This window comes from Winogradskyella sp. (assembly GCF_016744625.1).
In the GTDB taxonomy this organism is placed as follows: Bacteria; Bacteroidota; Bacteroidia; order Flavobacteriales; family Flavobacteriaceae; genus Winogradskyella.
In genome coordinates this window covers 1-19,195 of sequence record NZ_JADGDZ010000066.1, presented here as the reverse complement: position 1 = coordinate 19,195, position 19,195 = coordinate 1, and the positions used below count along the sequence as shown (strand labels likewise).

19 protein-coding genes are annotated in these 19,195 nt (G+C 32.1%); 14 read left to right on the top strand and 5 right to left on the bottom strand.

Features of this window, described 5'->3' with window-relative positions:
* Nucleotides 1-338: glyoxalase (locus tag QZZ53_RS12670; protein WP_296385232.1), on the bottom strand; the 338-nt coding region annotated here is incomplete at its 3' end.
* Nucleotides 339-520: 182 nt separating this feature from the next.
* Between QZZ53_RS12670 and QZZ53_RS12665 the strand changes: the two genes are divergently transcribed.
* Both QZZ53_RS12665 and QZZ53_RS12660 read left to right on the top strand, forming a co-directional pair.
* Entirely contained in the window at nucleotides 521-1,414 is an 894-nt protein-coding gene (locus QZZ53_RS12665) for a DUF72 domain-containing protein (RefSeq protein ID WP_296385230.1), read from the top strand.
* Nucleotides 1,414-1,806, top strand: a complete 393-nt coding sequence (locus tag QZZ53_RS12660) for a hotdog domain-containing protein (RefSeq protein WP_296385228.1) — start codon at nucleotides 1,414-1,416, stop codon at nucleotides 1,804-1,806. Before QZZ53_RS12665 ends, QZZ53_RS12660 begins: the two co-directional genes overlap by 1 nt.
* Here the strand turns inward: QZZ53_RS12660 and QZZ53_RS12655 are convergent.
* Together QZZ53_RS12655 and QZZ53_RS12650 are read right to left on the bottom strand one after the other, a co-directional pair.
* Entirely contained in the window at nucleotides 1,803-3,041 is a 1,239-nt protein-coding gene (locus QZZ53_RS12655; RefSeq protein ID WP_296385225.1) for a mechanosensitive ion channel domain-containing protein, read from the bottom strand. The two genes, QZZ53_RS12660 and QZZ53_RS12655, sit on opposite strands and share 4 nt — an antisense overlap.
* Nucleotides 3,034-3,327, bottom strand: coding sequence for a DUF3817 domain-containing protein (locus QZZ53_RS12650; RefSeq protein WP_296385223.1), 294 nt, complete (start codon nucleotides 3,325-3,327; stop codon nucleotides 3,034-3,036). Before QZZ53_RS12650 ends, QZZ53_RS12655 begins: the two co-directional genes overlap by 8 nt.
* Before the next feature lie 147 nt (nucleotides 3,328-3,474).
* Here QZZ53_RS12650 and QZZ53_RS12645 point away from each other — a divergent pair, with 147 nt between their 5' ends.
* The 6 genes from QZZ53_RS12645 to QZZ53_RS12620 all read left to right on the top strand — a co-directional run bounded on the left by QZZ53_RS12645 (nucleotide 3,475) and on the right by QZZ53_RS12620 (nucleotide 8,818).
* Nucleotides 3,475-5,952 (top strand): zinc-dependent metalloprotease, encoded by a 2,478-nt coding sequence (locus QZZ53_RS12645; RefSeq protein WP_296385221.1) that lies wholly within the window; start codon nucleotides 3,475-3,477, stop codon nucleotides 5,950-5,952.
* Between the two features lies 1 nt (nucleotide 5,953).
* Nucleotides 5,954-6,412, top strand: coding sequence for a DUF4251 domain-containing protein (locus tag QZZ53_RS12640; RefSeq protein ID WP_296385219.1), 459 nt, complete (start codon nucleotides 5,954-5,956; stop codon nucleotides 6,410-6,412).
* Between the two features lie 89 nt (nucleotides 6,413-6,501).
* Nucleotides 6,502-7,203 carry a hypothetical protein gene (locus QZZ53_RS12635; protein ID WP_296385217.1) on the top strand — a complete coding sequence of 234 codons (702 nt, stop codon included), beginning with the start codon at nucleotides 6,502-6,504 and terminating at the stop codon, nucleotides 7,201-7,203.
* A gap of 184 nt (nucleotides 7,204-7,387) precedes the next feature.
* A complete protein-coding gene (locus tag QZZ53_RS12630; RefSeq protein WP_296385216.1) occupies nucleotides 7,388-7,843 on the top strand; it encodes a cold shock domain-containing protein in 456 nt (151 codons plus the stop codon).
* Between the two features lie 67 nt (nucleotides 7,844-7,910).
* Complete coding sequence (locus QZZ53_RS12625; RefSeq protein WP_296385214.1) at nucleotides 7,911-8,348, top strand: DUF1801 domain-containing protein; 438 nt, start codon at nucleotides 7,911-7,913, stop codon at nucleotides 8,346-8,348.
* A 2-nt stretch (nucleotides 8,349-8,350) separates the two neighbouring features.
* Nucleotides 8,351-8,818: a GyrI-like domain-containing protein gene (locus tag QZZ53_RS12620; protein WP_296385213.1), complete on the top strand. Its 468-nt coding sequence runs from the start codon at nucleotides 8,351-8,353 to the stop codon at nucleotides 8,816-8,818.
* Here QZZ53_RS12620 and QZZ53_RS12615 read toward each other — a convergent pair.
* Together QZZ53_RS12615 and QZZ53_RS12610 are read right to left on the bottom strand one after the other, a co-directional pair.
* Nucleotides 8,808-11,045 (bottom strand): type IA DNA topoisomerase, encoded by a 2,238-nt coding sequence (locus tag QZZ53_RS12615; RefSeq protein WP_296385211.1) that lies wholly within the window; start codon nucleotides 11,043-11,045, stop codon nucleotides 8,808-8,810. The genes QZZ53_RS12620 and QZZ53_RS12615 overlap by 11 nt on opposite strands.
* 59 nt (nucleotides 11,046-11,104) lie before the next feature.
* A complete protein-coding gene (locus tag QZZ53_RS12610) occupies nucleotides 11,105-12,040 on the bottom strand; it encodes a peptidoglycan DD-metalloendopeptidase family protein (RefSeq protein ID WP_296385209.1) in 936 nt (311 codons plus the stop codon).
* A 124-nt stretch (nucleotides 12,041-12,164) separates the two neighbouring features.
* Here QZZ53_RS12610 and QZZ53_RS12605 point away from each other — a divergent pair, with 124 nt between their 5' ends.
* The 6 genes from QZZ53_RS12605 to QZZ53_RS12580 all read left to right on the top strand — a co-directional run bounded on the left by QZZ53_RS12605 (nucleotide 12,165) and on the right by QZZ53_RS12580 (nucleotide 17,932).
* On the top strand, nucleotides 12,165-13,718 hold the full coding sequence (locus QZZ53_RS12605; protein ID WP_296385207.1) for a DEAD/DEAH box helicase family protein: 1,554 nt from the start codon (nucleotides 12,165-12,167) through the stop codon (nucleotides 13,716-13,718).
* Between the two features lie 78 nt (nucleotides 13,719-13,796).
* Nucleotides 13,797-14,246 carry a KTSC domain-containing protein gene (locus tag QZZ53_RS12600; protein WP_296385205.1) on the top strand — a complete coding sequence of 150 codons (450 nt, stop codon included), beginning with the start codon at nucleotides 13,797-13,799 and terminating at the stop codon, nucleotides 14,244-14,246.
* A gap of 7 nt (nucleotides 14,247-14,253) precedes the next feature.
* Nucleotides 14,254-15,804, top strand: coding sequence for an SDR family oxidoreductase (locus QZZ53_RS12595; RefSeq protein ID WP_296385203.1), 1,551 nt, complete (start codon nucleotides 14,254-14,256; stop codon nucleotides 15,802-15,804).
* An 88-nt stretch (nucleotides 15,805-15,892) separates the two neighbouring features.
* Entirely contained in the window at nucleotides 15,893-16,882 is a 990-nt protein-coding gene (lpxD, locus tag QZZ53_RS12590; protein WP_296385201.1) for a UDP-3-O-(3-hydroxymyristoyl)glucosamine N-acyltransferase, read from the top strand.
* 59 nt (nucleotides 16,883-16,941) lie between these two features.
* The gene (locus tag QZZ53_RS12585; RefSeq protein WP_008271589.1) at nucleotides 16,942-17,133 is read left to right on the top strand and encodes a cold shock domain-containing protein; all 192 of its coding nucleotides are present in this window, start codon (nucleotides 16,942-16,944) and stop codon (nucleotides 17,131-17,133) included.
* A 73-nt stretch (nucleotides 17,134-17,206) separates the two neighbouring features.
* Nucleotides 17,207-17,932, top strand: a complete 726-nt coding sequence (locus tag QZZ53_RS12580; protein ID WP_296385195.1) for a hypothetical protein — start codon at nucleotides 17,207-17,209, stop codon at nucleotides 17,930-17,932.
* The last annotated feature ends 1,263 nt before the right edge of the window (nucleotides 17,933-19,195 follow it).

Genomic DNA, 19,195 nt, shown 5'->3' with positions numbered 1-19,195 from the left:
CGTTTATTTAGTGCAGATGAATTCTTAATATAAAGTTCGTACTCTTCAACAGTAAATTGTCCAATAATCATTCCTTTTACAGAATTTCTAAACTTCATATCCTTTTGAATCGCATTATCTATATAAGATAATTGCTTTTGTAAGGACAAATCGTAGAATACACTTTTGCGTTTAATGATGTAGTTATTAAAAATCGAAATAAACAAATCGTGCTGCATTTTAATTATAGGTCGTAACGTTTTATTCTGAAATAATTCTTCAGAACTCATAGAATCATAAATTTTAGCAGATGCAATAATAGGTCTAATTGATAGTAGGTTTTCTGATCGCGTAGTCATGGTTTTTATGATTAAGGATTAATTCGGAATTAAATTTAGCTTTTTACATCGTATCACTATTTAAAGCATAAATATGTTGTTAACGCTGTTATTAACAATACCAATTTTCTCATTCAATATTCATATACTTTTCAATCCTAAAATCACTGATTAAACTTTATATTTGAGTAAAACAATGATATATGAAATTTGGAAGTGTAGATGATCCAGGAGGAATAGATTTCACTTTACCTCCAGATCATCCAGATACAATAAAGGCATTGCAGAAAAATCCATCAGATAAAACAAATGTCTTTGTTGGTTGTGCGAAATGGAATAAAGCTGATTTAAAAGGCTTTTATCCTAGAGGAACTAAAGATGAATTAGAGTATTATTCTCGTCAGTTTAACTCTATAGAATTGAATGCTACATTTTATCGCATATTTCCACCAGAGCAGTTTGCCAAATGGTACGATAAAACACCTGATAATTTTAGATTCTTCCCTAAGCTCAGCCAAGAGATTAGCCATTGGAAACGTTTGAATGAAGATATAAATCCTGTTGTAGATAATTATCTAAATAGCGCCATTAATTTAAAAGAAAAACTAGGTTGTATATTTCTACAAATGCATAGCAATTTTGCACCAAAGGATTTTGACAGAGTTGTTACTTTTACTGAAAGTTGGCCAAAAGAGGTTCCACTAGCTGTTGAGTTTAGACATACCAATTGGTATAATGATAAAGCTATTGCAGAAGATTTATATCAGCTTTTCGAAGAAAATAATATTTCTAACATTATTGTAGATAGTGCTGGTAGACGTGACATTATGCACATGCGTTTAACTAACTCAAGAGCTTTTGTGCGCTATGTTGGTGCAAACCATCAAAGCGATTATTCTAGGCTTAATGATTGGGTAGAACGTTTAAAACATTGGAAAGATAATGGAATAGAGGAAATAGATTTCTTTGTTCATCAGAACATTGAAAAGGAATCTCCTTTACTTTCTGCATACTTAATAAAACAATTAAATTCTGAGTTAGGATGTAATCTAAAAATGCCTAATGACGATTCTGACTCACAACAAACCTTACTTTAATGAGATTCCACACAAGAAAATGGGTAAAACCCGAAGATTTAAATCCTAATGGTACACTATTCGGAGGACAACTTTTAGCATGGATAGATGAAGAAGCAGCGCTATATACCATCATTCAGCTTGAGAATTCTAAAATAGTAACGAAGTATATTTCAGAAATTAACTTTATGGCTTCAGCAAAACAAGGAGATATTGTTGAGATTGGAATTGAGGTTACAAAATTCGGTAAGTCTTCAATTACCATGAAATGTGAAGCTCGTAATAAAATGACCAGAGAAACTATTCTAACAGTTGATAATATTATTATGGTAAATCTTGGTGATGATGGCAAACCTAAACCACATGGTAAAACTGAAGTTGAGTTTGTTAGAGAACGTTTAAAAAAGGATTAATCTGCCGTAGTAACTGCCAATTCATAAATCTGAAGGTCAAAGTATTTAACAGATGCCAATACGTGGTCAAAAATATCTCCCATTATATATTCGTAATTCTGCCAACGCTGATCACTGCTGAAGGCATAAATTTCCATAGGAATTCCCTGAGGAGTAGATTCTAACTGACGTACCATTAAGGTCATGTCCTTATTTATTGCAGAATGATTTTCTATATATGTCTGTAAGTATTTTCTAAACACACCAAAATTGGTTAAGTTTCGTCCATTGATTAAAATAGACTTATCAATATTGTTGTCACTATTATGCGTTTCAATTATTTTAGAGCTATTTTCTAAATAATCAGAAACCAATTCTATTTTTTTGAAGCGCTCAATATCTGCTTCTGTTAAGAAATTTATTGTTGACGTCTTAATTATAACTGATCGCTTAATACGTCTTCCACCAGATGACATCATGCCTCTCCAGTTTTTAAAAGAATCTGAAATTAAGGCGTAAGTCGGAATCGTAGTAATTGTTTTATCCCAATTCTGAACCTTTACAGTTGCTAGGTTGATTTCTGTAACATCACCATCTGCGCCATATTTTTCAAAAGTTATCCAATCTCCAATACGAACCATGTCATTTATAGATACTTGTATACTGGCTACAAAACCTAAGATAGTGTCCTTAAAAATAAGTAAAATCACAGCTGAAGCAGCTCCTAAAGTTGCTGCAAACGTTGTAAATGAAACACCTGTGACGATAGCAAAAATAGAGAAGATACCAAGTAGCCATGCAAAAATCATAAAGACTTGTATGTAGCTATCTATAGGCTTGTCTTTATATCTAGATAATGTTTTTAAGTAGTCTTTAATTGAATTTAAAAAGCTGCTAATAATACGAAGCGTTAAAATTATGGTGATAACTTCAAGTGTTTTTTTAATAATATTTTCAGCAGTTTCAAAATCTGAAAACACTTGTGGTACAAACTCAATAAGAATTAATAGCGGAATAATATGAGCGATATTTTTTGGCAATTTATTTGCAATAAGAATATCATCAAAATTGGTCTTTGTCCTTTTTGCTATGCTAGAAAAAAACTTCCAAAGTATACGTTTAGTAATAAAATCAACGATAAAGGCAATTATAAGCAAGGCGAGTAATAGCGCTAGCATATTAAGATATTCAGCCGTCGATTCAGATAGACCTTTCTCTATAAGCAAATCGTATATAAAATGTTTAATACTAAGCATGTGATTTCTTTAAATACTTTTTATCAATGTAGAATGTGCCGAACGGAATCACAGAGGCAATTAACACTATCCATAAGGTTCTGGTAGACCATTTCATATCAGAGCTAATTATTACTGCAAAGACAACATAAGCCATAAATAAAATGCCGTGAGGCATACCAAGCATCTTTACATATTGCGGATCTTCATACAAATACTTTATAGGTGTTGCTATAAACAGCAATAAGATATAAGAAATACCTTCTAATAAGGCTGTTATTCTAAATACTGGTAAGAGCTTTGGCATCATAGTAAATTTTAAACAAAAATAGTCTAGAATTAAGTAACAACAATAGTTTTTTAACAGCTTTTAAGAAATTAGTAAAAACTACAATTCTATTATTTATCTTTAAACAAAATTAGCTGTATTATTAATCAATCAATCTTATTTACTATGCGAAACCTAATTTCAATTTTTATTTGTATCCTTTTTATTTCGAGTTTTAATTCAATTGATGCACAATCTAGACGACAAAAAAAGAAAGACGCAAAACAGGAACAAGCAAAACTACCTACACCAAAAAAGAAGCAAGGTAAAATTAAAGACTATAATAAAGTTATTACCAAAGATGCTATATCTGATGAAGGTTTGTTTGATGTGCATTTGGTAGGAGAGAAATATTATTTCGAAATTCCGATGGATTATTTAAATACAGATATGCTATTGGTAACACGTTTTGCAAAATTACCTTCAAATTTAGGTGGTGGCTATGTTAATGCTGGTACAAAAACCAATACCAGATTGATTAATTGGAAACGCTTTAAGAATAAAATATTAATTAAAGAAAAGTCCTCAAGCGCAGTAGCAGCAGATAGTTTGCCAATAAATGTTTCTGTAAGTGCCAATAATTATGAACCAACATTATATGCTTTTGATATTGCTGCATTTTCAAAAGATTCTTCCTCTGTTGTTATTGATGTTACTAGTTTTTATGGTTCGGATGTTAAGGCTATTAGCGGATTGCCTTCATTTTTTAGAAAGCAATATAAAGTCAGGAATTTGGATAAATCTAGAAGCTTTATCAATACCATGAAGAGTTTTCCTGAAAATATAGAAGTGATTCAAGACTTTACCTATAATGCGTCTGCACCTCCTGTAAATACTGGAGATGAGACTATTAGTGTTCAGATGAATCAATCTATGATTTTATTACCTAAAGTACCAATGCAACCACGTTATTTTGATGAGCGTGTTGGTTGGTTTACATTAAGTAAATACGATTACGGAAGTAACGAATTAAAGGCTGATAGAAAAACGTATTTAAGACGTTGGAAGTTGATTCCTAAAGACGTAGAAGCATATAATAGAGGTGAGTTAGTTGAGCCTGTAAAACCAATCATCTACTATTTAGATCCTGCCACTCCAGAAAAATTTAGATCGTATATGAAAGAAGGCATTGAACTTTGGCAACAAGCTTTTGAAACCGCTGGATTTAAAAATGCGATCATTGCAAAAGATCCGCCAAGCAAAGATGAGGATCCGGATTTTAGTCCAGAAGATATTCGTTATTCTGTGGTAAGATATGTGGCAAGTACAACTCGAAATGCTATAGGTCCAAGCGTCTCAGATCCTAGAAGTGGTGAGATTATTGAAAGTGATATTATTTGGTACCACAATCATTTACGTTCATATAGAAACCGATATATGCTAGAGACTGGAGCTGCAAATCCATCAGCAAGAACTTTAAATACTCCAGATGAAGAGATTGGTGAAATGATGAAAATGGTGATTGCTCACGAAGTTGGTCACACACTAGGATTACCACATAATATGTGTGCGAGTTACGCTTATGATGTAGAGAATTACAGAAATGGTGCATTCACTCAAAAGAACGGAATTGCAGCAACGATAATGGATTATGCTCGTTATAATTATATAGCACAACCTGGTGATACAAATATTCGTTTTGTTAGACAGTTAGGACCTTATGATGATTACGCAATTAACTATGGTTATCGTTATATTTCTGAAGCTCAATCTGCAGATGATGAAAGAGGAACTTTAAATCGTTGGATTAAAGAAAAAGCAGGTGATCCTAAGTATAAATTTGGAAAGCAAAGTAGTCGATTCGACCCAACATCTCAAACCGAAGATATTGGTAATAACAGTATTTTAGCAAGTACATATGGACTTAAAAATTTAAAAATAGTAGCTAAGAATTTACCTAGTTGGACTAGTGATCAAACAGATAACTACGAAGATTTAGAAGAATTATATGGAGAAATGTTAGGAGTTTGGAGTCGTTATGTTGGGCATGTAGTTACTCATGTTGGTGGAGTCGTAGAAGATACAAAAAATCCATCTCAAGAAGGAGATGTTTATAATCCAGTTTCTAAAGCTTATCAGAAATCCGCTATGACATGGTTACATAAAAATGCTTTTGAAACACCAACGTGGTTAATAGATAAATCAATACTTCAGAATATCAATTATGCAGGTTATACAGATCGCATTAGAAGTTTGCAAAGTCGTCATTTAAATAATTTATTAAATTTTGAACGTTTAGGTAGACTTATTGATCATAAAGCCATGGGTGATAAGAATTATTCGGCATTAGATATGTTGAGAGATGTACGTTTAGGGCTTTGGTCAGAAACCAAAATAGCATCAAATGTTTCAGTTTTTAGACGTAACTTGCAACGTGTTTATTTGGATAGAATGGCATATTTAATGACGGAGAAATTAGATCCAAGACGTAGCAGACAATATTTTAATGTTAATCAATCAGATGTAAGAGCATTAGTTCGTGGAGAATTAAATCAATTAAAACGCAGACTTAATGTGGCATCTAAAATGGCTTTGAGTACAGAAACAAAGTATCATTATAGAGATTGTATCGAAAGAATTGACAAAGTTTTAGACCCAAAATAATATGAGGAAATTAATTTTACTAGTTATACTTTTTAGTCTTAGTGCAACAACTTTTAGTTACGCACAGACGAAAACATCTCAAAAGGAAAAATTCCAAACAACCTATAATAGCTCAAAAGCTTTAGTGAAAAGCCAAGCGTTTCAATATATAGGTAATGTAGTCTATAATAACAAGAAACGAGAAAGGTTAGATAGCAATACTAATACGATTAGCATAAATAAGTCTAAGGCTTCAGGACAAGTAAAATCGTTAAGTAATCTTAATAAAACCTTTGATTTAGATGGTGAAATAGAGGATTATATGGTGTCGTTTAATGATGATAATCAACGAATATCAATTGAATTTAGTGTAAATCAATATAATGTATTCATTGATATTAAGCCTAATGGAAATGCATTTTTAACGGTTTCATCTGGTGCAAATAATACTATATCTTGGACAGGTAGAATAAAAAATTAAAGTAGGAAACATCTCGATTTAGGTTTTAAACGTAAATATAGTATTGTCAATTGAGACAATACCCAATCTTATAACCTAAATCGTTGATTATGAACCTACTTAAAACGACGCTATCATTGGCGTTTATTTGCATTACTATTTTTTCTTTTTCACAAAACACTACAACTAATGAGTCTAAATTTGCATTAGGATTTTCAACTGGCTACAATAGAGGTCTTGGATTTCAAGCAAATTTCACTTCACTTAATCCTATAGAAAGCTTACCAGTACATTTGCGTGTTGGTATTGGTTATACAAGTTTAGATCCTGGTAGTTCTGCTGATGCACGACGTATTTTTATTAATAACGCTACAAACGGTGTTCCTGAAGAAAAAGGTAAAGCATTTGATTATCGTTTAGATTTTATGTGGAAAACTAGTTTACTCAATTTAGAAGAATCTTATATTGTTTTTGGTCCACGTTATTCTAGTTTTAGAGCCAATTTTAAGTATGTTGGTGGTAATGAGGATTTTGATGTTACCTCAAAGCAATTTGGATTTGGAATTGGAGCAGAAACGCACTTTAAAATTTCAGAGAGGCTTAATTTAGTGGCTTTAGCAGGATTGGATTATTTTTTTAATAATACACTCAAGGGACACGACACCTCATACAGTCCTGATAATGATAATGTAAATCCTAGAAATGACAACCAAAATAATGACGAAGAATTTACGTTTAGTGATGCTAATGAAGCTATAAAACAACCAAACCTTATGCCTAGGATAATGCTTGGGGTTGTTTATAAGCTTTAAACTAAAATATTTGGTATAGAAATTGTATCTTTGTAATTAGATTATTGAAGATATACCGCACTAGTAACCTTATTTCTAAGTTATTTATTCAGGATTTTAATACTAGTCATTGTTAATTATTTAACTTGTCTGCATTATTTTATATTTTCATTAGCAAGCATATATTAATTATTTAAAACAACGAATGGCTAAATCACAACAGACTTTTAGTAAAAGTGAAAAAGAAAAAAAGAGATTAAAAAAGAGAGAGGATAAGCGCAAGAAAATGGAAGCGCGTAAACTCGAAAGAGAAGAAAATGGATCAGAAGGTATTCCTTTGGCTTATGTAGATCATAACGGAAACCTTACAGATACTCCACCAGACCCTTCAATGAAAATTAAAGTAAAAGCTAAGAATATAGTTATCGGTATTCCTACTAAGGAAGAAAGTGACGAAGTATTCGATCCGGTTAGAAATGGAAAAGTATCATTTTACGATAGTTCAAAAGGTTTTGGATTTATCATTGATATGGATACCAATGAAAAACATTTTACACATGTTAGTGGTATTATTGATGATATTGCTGAAAATGACAAGGTAACCTTCGAATTAGAAAAAGGACAAAGAGGAATGAATGCTGTTAAAGTAAAACAAGCATAATTTATATTCTATAAATATATAAACCATCTTAATTTTTATTAGGATGGTTTTTTTATACCTTTAAGTTATGAGTTCAAACAGAGAAGTGCATAAAGACTTTCTTTATTATCTTAAATACAAAGACCAAGAACTTATAGATTTGTATTTAGAATTGCGAACTTTTTTATTAGATGTATATCCTCAAGCGACTGAATTGTTATATCATACACATGCTTTAACTTCTGTGTATTCATTATCTGAGAAATTAGGAGACAGTTTTTGTATGATTCCAATCTACACTAACCATTTAAACCTTGGATTTAATAAAGGAGCTTTGTTGCCAGATCCAAGAAAGCTATTAAAAGGATCAGGGAAATTGATAAGGCATATTCCTATTACTAATTCTGAAGACTTTGATAATGAAGATGTTAAAAACCTGATTAAAGCAGCTATTGAATTATCTGAAAGTGAATTAAAATCACTTAAAGAATCTTCATTTAATATAATTTCAAAAATTAAACGCTAATAATGAAGCCTAAACTTATACATATCTCAGAAAAGACAGTCATTGGCATGAAGAGTAGTATGCATCATGGTGAATTTGGGAATATTGTTGCATTATGGAAACGCTTTATGCCAAATAGAAAAGCAATTAAAAATGTTGCAAACGAAGAATTTATAGCGATGCAAAACTATACTGATTTCGATAATTTTGAAGTGTCTTTTGATGTTTGGGCTTGTGTAGAAGTTGCAAGTATAGAGACTATTCCAGATACTATGGAAGCTTTTACAATTCTTGAAGGTGAGTATGCTGTATTTCTTCACAAAGGAATGGATGCTTCTGCAACCTATCAACGTGTTATGAACGAATGGTTGCCTAATTCTGGTTATGAAATTGATAATCGATCACATTTTCAAGTTATGGGAGATAAGTACAAGAATGGAAGTTCGGATTCTGAAGAGGATTTTTATGTACCTGTTAGGCTTAGAAGCTAATCCGATAATCACAACCACTCTTATAATTACTACAACCAAAAGCAGCTTTTCCTTTTAATAGCTTGCCAGTTTTACATTTGGGACAAACATCACCAGCTGAGGCTTTTTTTACCTTAGCTTGTTTAGGTTCAAGTTTTAGTTTAAAATTATCATCAAAACGTAATAAGCCATCCTGAGTATTTCCCTTAATTTTAAAGCCCTTTAGGTTTACAGTAGAACCTTTACTTAGTAAACGTATATATTGATTTTCAGACACCTTCTTTTCACCAAAACTAAAGGGCAATGTAAAATCACATGATTTTCCATAAAGACTGCAGCCATAAGCCGATTTCCCTTTTATAAGCTCACCAGCTTTACATTTAGGGCAAGAAGCTCCAATTAGTTTTTCAGTTTTAGGTTTGGTCTTTGTTTTAGATTTTGATTTTTCAGCAGATTTATTATTTACTGCTGAGATTCTAGTTTGTACTTTCTCACTTCGTACTTCATAAACCAAGGCATCAACCATGCGTTTCATGCCTTTTATAAAAGCACTTGCGCTAATTTTACCTTTCTCAATATCTTTTAATTGCCTTTCCCAAGAACCAGTAAGTTCAGCAGATTTCAGTAATTCGTTTTTTATAGTATCAATCAGCTGAATTCCGGTAATGGTAGGAATCAATTGCTTTTTATTCCGTTTTACGTATTTCCGTCTAAAGAGTGTTTCTATAATATTAGCACGTGTAGATGGACGACCAATACCATTCTCTTTCATTAAATCTCTAAGTTCATCATCATCAACTTGTTTGCCAGCAGTTTCCATAGCACGTAGGAGAGAGGCTTCTGTAAATTGGTTTGGTGGCTTAGTCTGCTTTTCTAAAAACGAAGGCTCATGTGGTCCTTTTTCGCCTTTCACAAAAGCAGGCAACATTTTATCTTTTGCTGTATTAGAGGAAGTTGAATTATCTTTTGACTCAAATACTATGCGCCAACCTTTGGACAAAATCTCTTTTCCTGTTGTTTTAAAGTTTACATCTGCAGCTTTTCCTATAACAGTTGTGTTTGATACTTTACAATCCTCATAAAAAACAGCAATAAAACGTTTTACAATAATGTCATAAACTTGTTGTTCATTGTATTGTAAATGGGTTTGCATTCCGGTTGGAATTATAGCATGATGATCTGTTACTTTTTTGTCATTAAAGACTCTGACAGACTTCTTTATTTTTTGGTTTAGAAGAAGTGCTGTAAAAATCGAGTAATCAGTAAGTTTAGATAAAATTCCTTTTACCTTAGGATACACGTCATTTGGTAAAAAAGTGGTGTCTACTCTAGGATAAGTAACCGCCTTTTTTTCGTATAGTTTTTGGGCAATTTTAAGAGTCTCATCTGCAGAAAATCCAAACTTAGTATTACAATATACTTGCAAGCCAGTTAAGTCAAAAAGCTTAGGAGCATATTCGGTGCCTTTCTTTTTGGTAATGGACACAATTTCAAATTCGTGCTCTTTAACTTTATTAGCTAAAATCTCACCATCTTCCATCTTAAGGAAACGTCCTTCTTCATAACTAAAAAGTGTATCTCTATAAAGTGTTTGTAGTTCCCAATACGGTTGTGACTTAAAGTTTTCAATCTCCTTAAATCGATTCACAAGCATAGCAAGTGTTGGAGTTTGTACACGTCCAACAGATAAGACTTGCTTATAACCACCATGTTTTACTGTATATAATCGTGTAGCATTAATTCCTAAAAGCCAATCACCAATTGACCTAGAAAAACCTGCATAGTAGAGGTTGTCATAGTCTTTAGACGATTTTAAGTTTTTAAAGCCTTCTTTAATCGCTTCAGTTGTTAAAGACGAAATCCATAAACGCTTAACTTCACCTTTATACTTGGCTTCATTAATAACCCAACGTTGTATTAATTCTCCTTCTTGCCCAGCATCACCACAATTTATGACCACTTCAGCTTTGTCAAATAAACTTTTTACAATCTTAAACTGTTTTTTGATGCCATCATTGTCAGAAACCTTAACCTGAAATTTTTCAGGTAACATTGGCAAGTTGTTTAAATCCCAACTTTTCCAATAAGATTTATAATCAGCAGGTTCATATAAGGTACAAAGATGACCGAATGTATAAGTTACTGCATAACCATTACCTTCATAGTAACCATCACGTTTTGTTGTGGCTCCTAATACAGACGCAATTTCTCTTGCAACACTTGGCTTTTCGGCAATACAGACTTTCAAATGAAATAATTTATTGAAGTTGCAAAGTACAGAAATTTATACTTTAAAGATGTGATTTTTTAGAGTTCTAAAACTAATTTTTGACCAATCTTTAATGTTGAAGTTTTCTTAATTTTATTGGTAAGGCAAATCGAATAGATTGATGTATTATTTCGTCTAGAAATTCTAGATAAAGTATCACCTCGTTTTACAACATATACTTTATGTATTTTTTCTAAACTGGCCAATGCTGATTCTTTTGTATTATAAAGAGAGAGTTTAGTCAACTTCTTAGAACTATGAGAACTAGGTCTTGTCCATTTACGAGTCACCCAAAGTTCTTTTCCTCTAATAGAATTACTACTGTCAAAATTAAAAAGATAATCAGGATGAATATACTCGCCTTTATAACTTGCTACCAAATGAAGATGGCTACCTCTAGAGTTTCCCGTATTTCCACCTTTACCTAAATATTGACCAGTCGCTAAAGTGTCGTTAGCCTTAACTCCAATATGAGATAAATGTGCATACGTCGTTTCTAATCCATTATAATGTCTAACAACAACAGTTTTACCATGACCGCGACTATACCTAGCAAAACGTACAATACCACTTAGTATAGATACAACAGAGTCTCCAGTGACTAAATCTATATCAATACCTTTATGTGGGCGTCCTCTACGCCAGCCATAACGCGAAGTTATAACCTTTTTATGTGCAACTGGTGAAGCATAAGTACTATCATTAAATGTTATTTCTAAAGGATATTCAGTTATAGTATTTCTATAAGGATTATAAACTGTAGTATCCCAATAATCTGCTTTAATATCTATTGTTGGAGTAGTAACTATGTTCTCCTTAGAAATCATAGGGATTTCAATTTCATTGACTACAGATTTTTTATTAAGTGTAATTGTTGGTAATTTAATTTTAATAGAAGTCGCTAGAGTATCTTCTTGTGCAAGGGAACACATTGCACTCATTACAAATGCAAAGCAAAAAAAGATGTTTTTCATTTTATTTAATAATCTTAGTCGGTCTGAAAGAACGCTAAATTAAAACAAATATTGTTAACTACAAATCGCTTTAACATCTCCCAAAATAACGTAATTTTGCAACGCATTAATTTAATTACAATCTATGTCTCAGACAAACCAAGCTGTTCAAGAAAAAAAGACAGATAAAGAATTATACGATTATCAACAAGGTGCTATTAGTCAGATTTTCGAAAAATTCGATACCGAACGTGACGATTATCACTTATTATATCAGTTACCAACAGGTGGTGGAAAAACGGTTATTTTCTCAGAGATGGTACGTCAGTACTTAAAAAACCACAATAAGAAAGTGTTGATAATGACGCACAGAGTTGAGCTTTGTAATCAAACTTCTAAAATGTTAGATGGTTTTGGCGTGACTAATAAAGTGGTAAATAGTAAAGCGAATTTAGATGATCAAGCTGAGTACTCTTGTTTTGTGGCAATGGTTGAGACTTTAAACAATCGTTTGAATGACAACATGCTAGACATCTCTGATGTTGGTTTAGTAATTATTGATGAAGCACATTACAACTCATTCACCAAACTATTTAAGTTTTTCGAAAAGTCTTTCATACTTGGAGTTACTGCAACGCCATTAAGTTCTAATAAAGAGTTACCTATGAAGGATAACTACGATGAACTTATTACTGGTGAAACGATTGAAAATTTAATTGAAAATGAATTTTTAGCACGAGCTGAGACTTATGCTTATGATATGGGACTAACCTCATTAGAAGTGGGTTCTAATGGAGACTATACCGTAAAATCTTCAGAAGATTTATATTCGAGTCCTGCAATGCTTCAAAAATTAGTGGATGCATATAAAAAACATTCGCTAGGGAAGAAGGCCTTGATTTTTAACAATGGTATTAATACGTCTATTAATGTGTATTATGCTTTTAAAGAAGCTGACTTGCCAATTATGCACTTAGATAATACGGCAACAAAAAAACAGCGAAAGCAAATTTTAGAATGGTTTCATGAAACTCCTAATGCAATATTAACTTCTGTAAGTATTTTAACAACAGGGTTTGATGAACCTACCATTGATACTATCATCTTAAACAGAGCTACAAAATCCTTAACATTATATTACCAAATGATTGGTCGTGGCTCTCGTATCTTAAACAATAAAGCTAAGTTTACAACCATAGATTTAGGTAACAATCTTTATCGATTTGGTCCTTGGGGAGCGGATTTGGATTGGCAACTTATTTTTAAATCGCCAAATTGGTACGCAGATCGTATTAAGGATGATGAAGCCATTGAATCTAATTTTAAGCACGATTTATCTGATGAAATAAAAGACGAATTTTCAAAATCTGAAGATACATACTTCGATATTAAACAAACGTATAAGGATGCTATTGCAAAAGGTGAATCTTCAAAAGTAGTTTTAGAACGTTCTATAGAGCAACATGCTAAAATCTGTATTGAGAATAGTGAAGATGTTTATGACGCTTTAGCATTGGCGAAATTGCTTAAAGATGATACTAACCAAAGGATTGAAATCTATGCGAAGTGTATCAGTAAAAGCACACATAATTTCTTGAAGTGGCTAAAAGACGATTATAAGACAAAACTGAATTCTTATTTACGCACCAACTTTGATGAAAAATTTGAAGAAATTCATGGTTTTCCTCCGGAAGATTAAAGGCTCTAATATCTTAAAAATATAGACAGATAACTCATAAATTAGTGTAGTTTCGCGCCTGCATTTAAAATATACATTATGAAACGTATCAACGCGTATAAAAAACTATTTTCTGTTGAAGATTCTATTGATTTAAAAGTATTAAAGAAATCTTATAGAAATCTAGTAAAAGAATGGCATCCTGATAAGTTTCAAGATGGTGATGTTGGACAAGAAGAAGCTGAATTAAAAAGCCGTCAAATCATAGATGGTTATCATTTTTTAGTAAGCATTGCTCCAGAAACTAAAGCTTTAAATACTGAGGAATACACAACCACAATAATGGAATCTAGTATTTTAGATTTTCAACATAAAGGTTTGCTATTAGAAATCACATTTTTAGATGGTAGTACTTATGAATATTTCGGTGTACCAAAAAAGGTATTTATTAAATTTGTGAATTCAGATAAGCAGATGAGATTTGCAAGACGTAGCATCTTTAATTCTTATCTATATAGAAAGTCTAAGAAAGAACTTCAAGAGGCTTAAAACAGGTATGAGCAACGATAATACAGACCAATCTAAAGAGATCTCAGATGAAGAGATTGATAAATGTATTTCTATTTTAGAAGGGCTTGTTGCTGATACAGATCAGATATTTGAACTCCCAAAATCTAAGATTACAGCTTTAATGAAAGCGGCAGGTCAATTATCTAGACCGAGTAGAGAAGAGCATAAACGTCGTAAAAAAGATGGTAAAAAAGCTGCCAAACGCAAGCAAACTGAACGTGATAAACATGCTCGAAAAGTTACTGGAATTAGAAGTGCAAGAGAAGCACATGTATTTATAGCTCCCAAGCTTTTACCTGTAGCAGACTTAAAAGCCAAGGAGCAATTAGAACTCGAATCACCTCGTAACTGTTACGTCTGTAAAACACTCTTTACTAAGCTCCATCATTTTTATGATGCAATGTGTACTGAATGTGGTGATTTTAATTATGCCAAACGATTTCAAACTGCAGATGTAAAAGGGCAAGTTGCCGTCATTACAGGATCTCGATTGAAAATTGGCTATCATATTACTTTGATGTTATTAAGAGGTGGTGCTACAGTGATTGCTACAACACGTTTCCCAGTAGATTCAGCATTACGTTTTTCTAAGGAAGAAGATTTTACAGAATGGGGACATCGTCTAAAAATTCATGGTTTAGACTTAAGACATATTCCAAGTGTAGAAATCTTCTGTAATTTTATAGAACAGCGATATGAAAAACTAGATATTTTAATCAATAATGCAGCCCAAACTGTAAGACGACCAGCTGGTTTTTATAGTCATTTAATGCCTAATGAAGAGCGTTCAATTGAAGAGCTACCAAAGTATGCTAAGGATTTACTGAACGACCATACTGAATGTTTAGAGGAATTAAAACAGTTAACTACTGGTGCATCGTCTAATAAAAATATGCCTGTAACATGGCATGGACCAGAACCAGGTATTGGACTACGATCGTCTGCAAAATTATCTCAAATTCCATATAGTTTTGATAATACATTGGTATCTCAAGACGTGTTTCCTGAAGGAAAACTTGATGCTGATTTACAACAAGTCGATTTAAGAAAAACTAACAGCTGGAGATTAAAGCTTGGTGAGATTGAAACCACAGAAATGATTGAAGTTCAGCTGGTAAATTCTGTAGCACCTTTTGTATTGTGTAATCGTTTGTCTGAAGTGATGAAAAAAGACCAGACAGGACAGAAGCATATTATTAATGTCTCAGCAATGGAAGGGAAGTTTCATAGTTTCCATAAAGAAGATCGACATCCACATACCAATATGGCAAAAGCCGCTTTAAATATGTTAACGCATACTGCAGCAGGTAGTTTAGCAAAAGATGGTATTTATATGAATGCGGTTGATACAGGTTGGGTAACAGACGAAGATCCTGCTGAATTGGCTAAGAAGAAAGAAGAACTGCACGATTTTCAGCCTCCATTAGATATTGTAGATGGAGCAGCACGTGTTATGGATCCTTTGTTTGATGGTATTAATACTGGTAAACATTGGTCTGGAAAATTCTTAAAGGATTATCGTCCGATTAGTTGGTAACTACTTAGAATCTCATATAAAAATATTTCGACTTTATATTATTAAGAGTATCTTGTATGTCTATTAATTAACATACACTAAATCAAGCATGAAATCATTTACTTTTCAAGAAATAAATGCCATTATAGATGGTGAAATCATAGGTAAAACATCAAATAAAATCACTGGATTAGAGGTTATAAAGAAGGCAAACAACTCGCAGGCAACCTTTATAGGTAATAGAAAATTTGCTTCACATTGGACAGATTCTAAAGCAAGTTTGGCCATTGTAAATGACAATATAGATTTAGAACCTGGAGACAATCGTGTATTGATTAAAGTGAAGAATGCAGATTTGGCTATGGCTAAATTACTAGATGCTTTTGCACCAACAACACCTCATTTTGAAACTGAAATTCATCCTGCAGCTACTATTGATGCTTCAGCAAAAATAGGAAAGGGGAGTAGAGTTGGAGCTGGTTGTTATATTGGTAAAGATGTGGTGTTAGGTGATAATGTGACATTATATCCTAACGTAACGATTTTAGACGAAACGACTATTGGAGACCATACTACAATTTGGTCTGGCACAATCATTAGAGAACGTTCTGTGATTGGAGCACATTGTATTTTTCATACTAATGTAAGCATAGGAGCTGATGGTTTTGGATATCGTCCAAGTGATGATGGGAGAGGACTGGTTAAGATTCCACATATAGGAAATGTAGTTATTGGTAATAGTGTAGAAATAGGTGCAAACTCATGTGTAGATCGTGCGAAATTCAGTTCAACGATTTTAGGAGATGGTTGTAAGATTGATAATTTGGTACAGATTGGTCATAATTGTGTATTAGGTCGCTCATGTATTATGGCAGGAAGTAGTGGTCTTGCAGGTTCAGTAACTTTAGGAGATGGAGTTGTAATTGGAGGAAGTGCTTCTATAAAAGATCATACAACGATTCATTCTGGAGCAACAGTTGGTGCAGGTTCTGGTGTTATGAATGATGTAGCAGCCGGAAAAACAGTATTAGGCTATCCAGCAGTAGATTCTCGTGAGATGCTAAAACAATGGGTTGCGCTACGAAAATTAGCGCGCTAAATTTTTTGGCACACTTGTTGAATATCTCAAAGTATTATTAATAAATTAAATATAATACAATGAGTACAGGAACAGTAAAATTCTTCAACGATGCTAAAGGCTTCGGATTTATTACAGAAGAAGGTTCAAACACAGAACATTTTGTTCACATTTCTGGATTAGTAGACGAAATTCGTGAAGGCGATAACGTAGAATACGATCTTACAGAAGGGAAAAAAGGATTAAACGCCATAAACGTAAAAGTTATTTAAATATATCGCTTAACCTAAATATAAAAGCCTATCACTTAACTTAGTGATGGGCTTTTTTTGTATTTTACACTATATGAAATTTTTTAATAAAGCACGTTTTAGTATGTTAAAAGGGAAGAAATTAAGTAAATATTTTGTCTATGCTATAGGTGAAATTATACTTGTGGTCATTGGTATTCTCATTGCATTATGGCTCAATAATTGGAATAAAGAACAAGAAATAGCGAAAACCAATAAAAACTTACAACAAAAGATTTTAGTTCAATTAGAACATGATATTAATAATATTGAGAGTTTTAAGGAAGAATTAGATGGACTTAACAATGTGTATCTAAAAACACTAGGTCGCGATTATGATAAAAGCAAGGTTGATAATAGTGCATTGATTTCTACGATTTTGTTTGAAGTGAAGGAATTAGCTCTTAATAAGCATAGTGTAAACTGGATTGATAATGCTGAGTTGGATAATTCTAAAGCCTCAGAAATGCTATTAGAGCTTAGCAGCACATATAAGATATATTTTAAAAACATAAATGATATTGAATCCATTATATATAAAAAACTAACTACTAATCTAGAAATCATTGAAACCACTCAGCCATGGTATACCGAATTAATTACTGATTTTATTTGTAAAAATGATTGCATTAATTATTTACTACATAATGAAGAGCATAAATCTAGGATAGCTTCATTACGATTTTTGTATATCAATGGTTATGGAAGTATTATTGATGGTTTTTATTTTGATCTTAAAAGATCTAAATCGGAATTAGAAGCTATACTAAAAGAATCTTAATAGAGTATAATGTTAATTTGATAGGATGTATTATTTAATATAGTATTTTACATAATATAAATTATAGGACAAATGCTATTTTTGGTTATTTGCTTAGAACATACCATTAGTCAACTATAATGATATTATGTAAAATATCCCAGAGACTTTATAATTCCATTTCTATTTGCAGTACTTGGGCATTAAACTAGAAACGGTTTGCTTCGCAGCGTTAAAAAAGCATTGTTCCTATAATTTGTCGTTATGTCAAATGTCCGCTGTCAACCGCGTATTGCTTTGATAAAATCAAATTACTATTGTAATTTATTTTATATGCAATTTCCAGCCGCTTGCCAGCCGCACATAAAAGCTAAGTTTTAGTAATCATTAAAATTTTGAGGTATTTGGATATTTGTACTACATATTTTTTTCTACGCGATTCTCAGAGACTTGCCATAAGAGCTTAAATTTTATGAAGGATAAAATTCTAAGCACTTATTAGATTCTTACTTCCTATTAAGCTTTTTTATTAGTACTACCAATATTATGTAAAATAGAATTTGAATCTTTACAACTCACCAAGGTTTAGATAATATCTTTTTTTCTTGTTAAAAAAAGAAACAAAAAAATCAAGACTGCATATAATTTTGGAAACAATTACGGCTCACTATGCTACATTTTAAGAAACTTTTGAACTTCTTAAGATTGCTTTGTAATTCTATTAAAAATTAGAACTCTAAAGGATGTGTATTACTAGTTCCTTAAAATGTTACGCTTCATTCACCTATTGTTTTACCAAAATGATATGAGGTCGTTTTGCCATCTCATCATCTGGGTAAAAACTCATAGTACGTTAAACTAAGTTTTTAGTTTGTGAATCATGTTTTCTATAGAATACTTAACCAATTTTGGTATTGTATGTATAGAAATTCTAATATTAAAACTAGAATGATAAATAAATGGTCGTTTAATTCGCTTAAATCCTTTTTTACAATTTTAGCACTACGATCAATAGTATCTAATGCTTGTAAAAAGAATTCATTAGCTCCAATTACAAGATCAACTCCTTCCCTTCCACTCTCTTTCTGATCTAATTTTATTGGCTATATTTTGTATCTGTGGAGAGTGATAATACTATATAGAGTATACGATTATTCTGAAATATTTTATCTGCAAGAGGCTCTTTTATGAACCATTTTCCTTCTTTTGTCAATTATTTCAAACAATCCCATTCAACTGAACCAGTGCCGCCTCCTTACACTATTGAAAATTTGCTATCAGTAA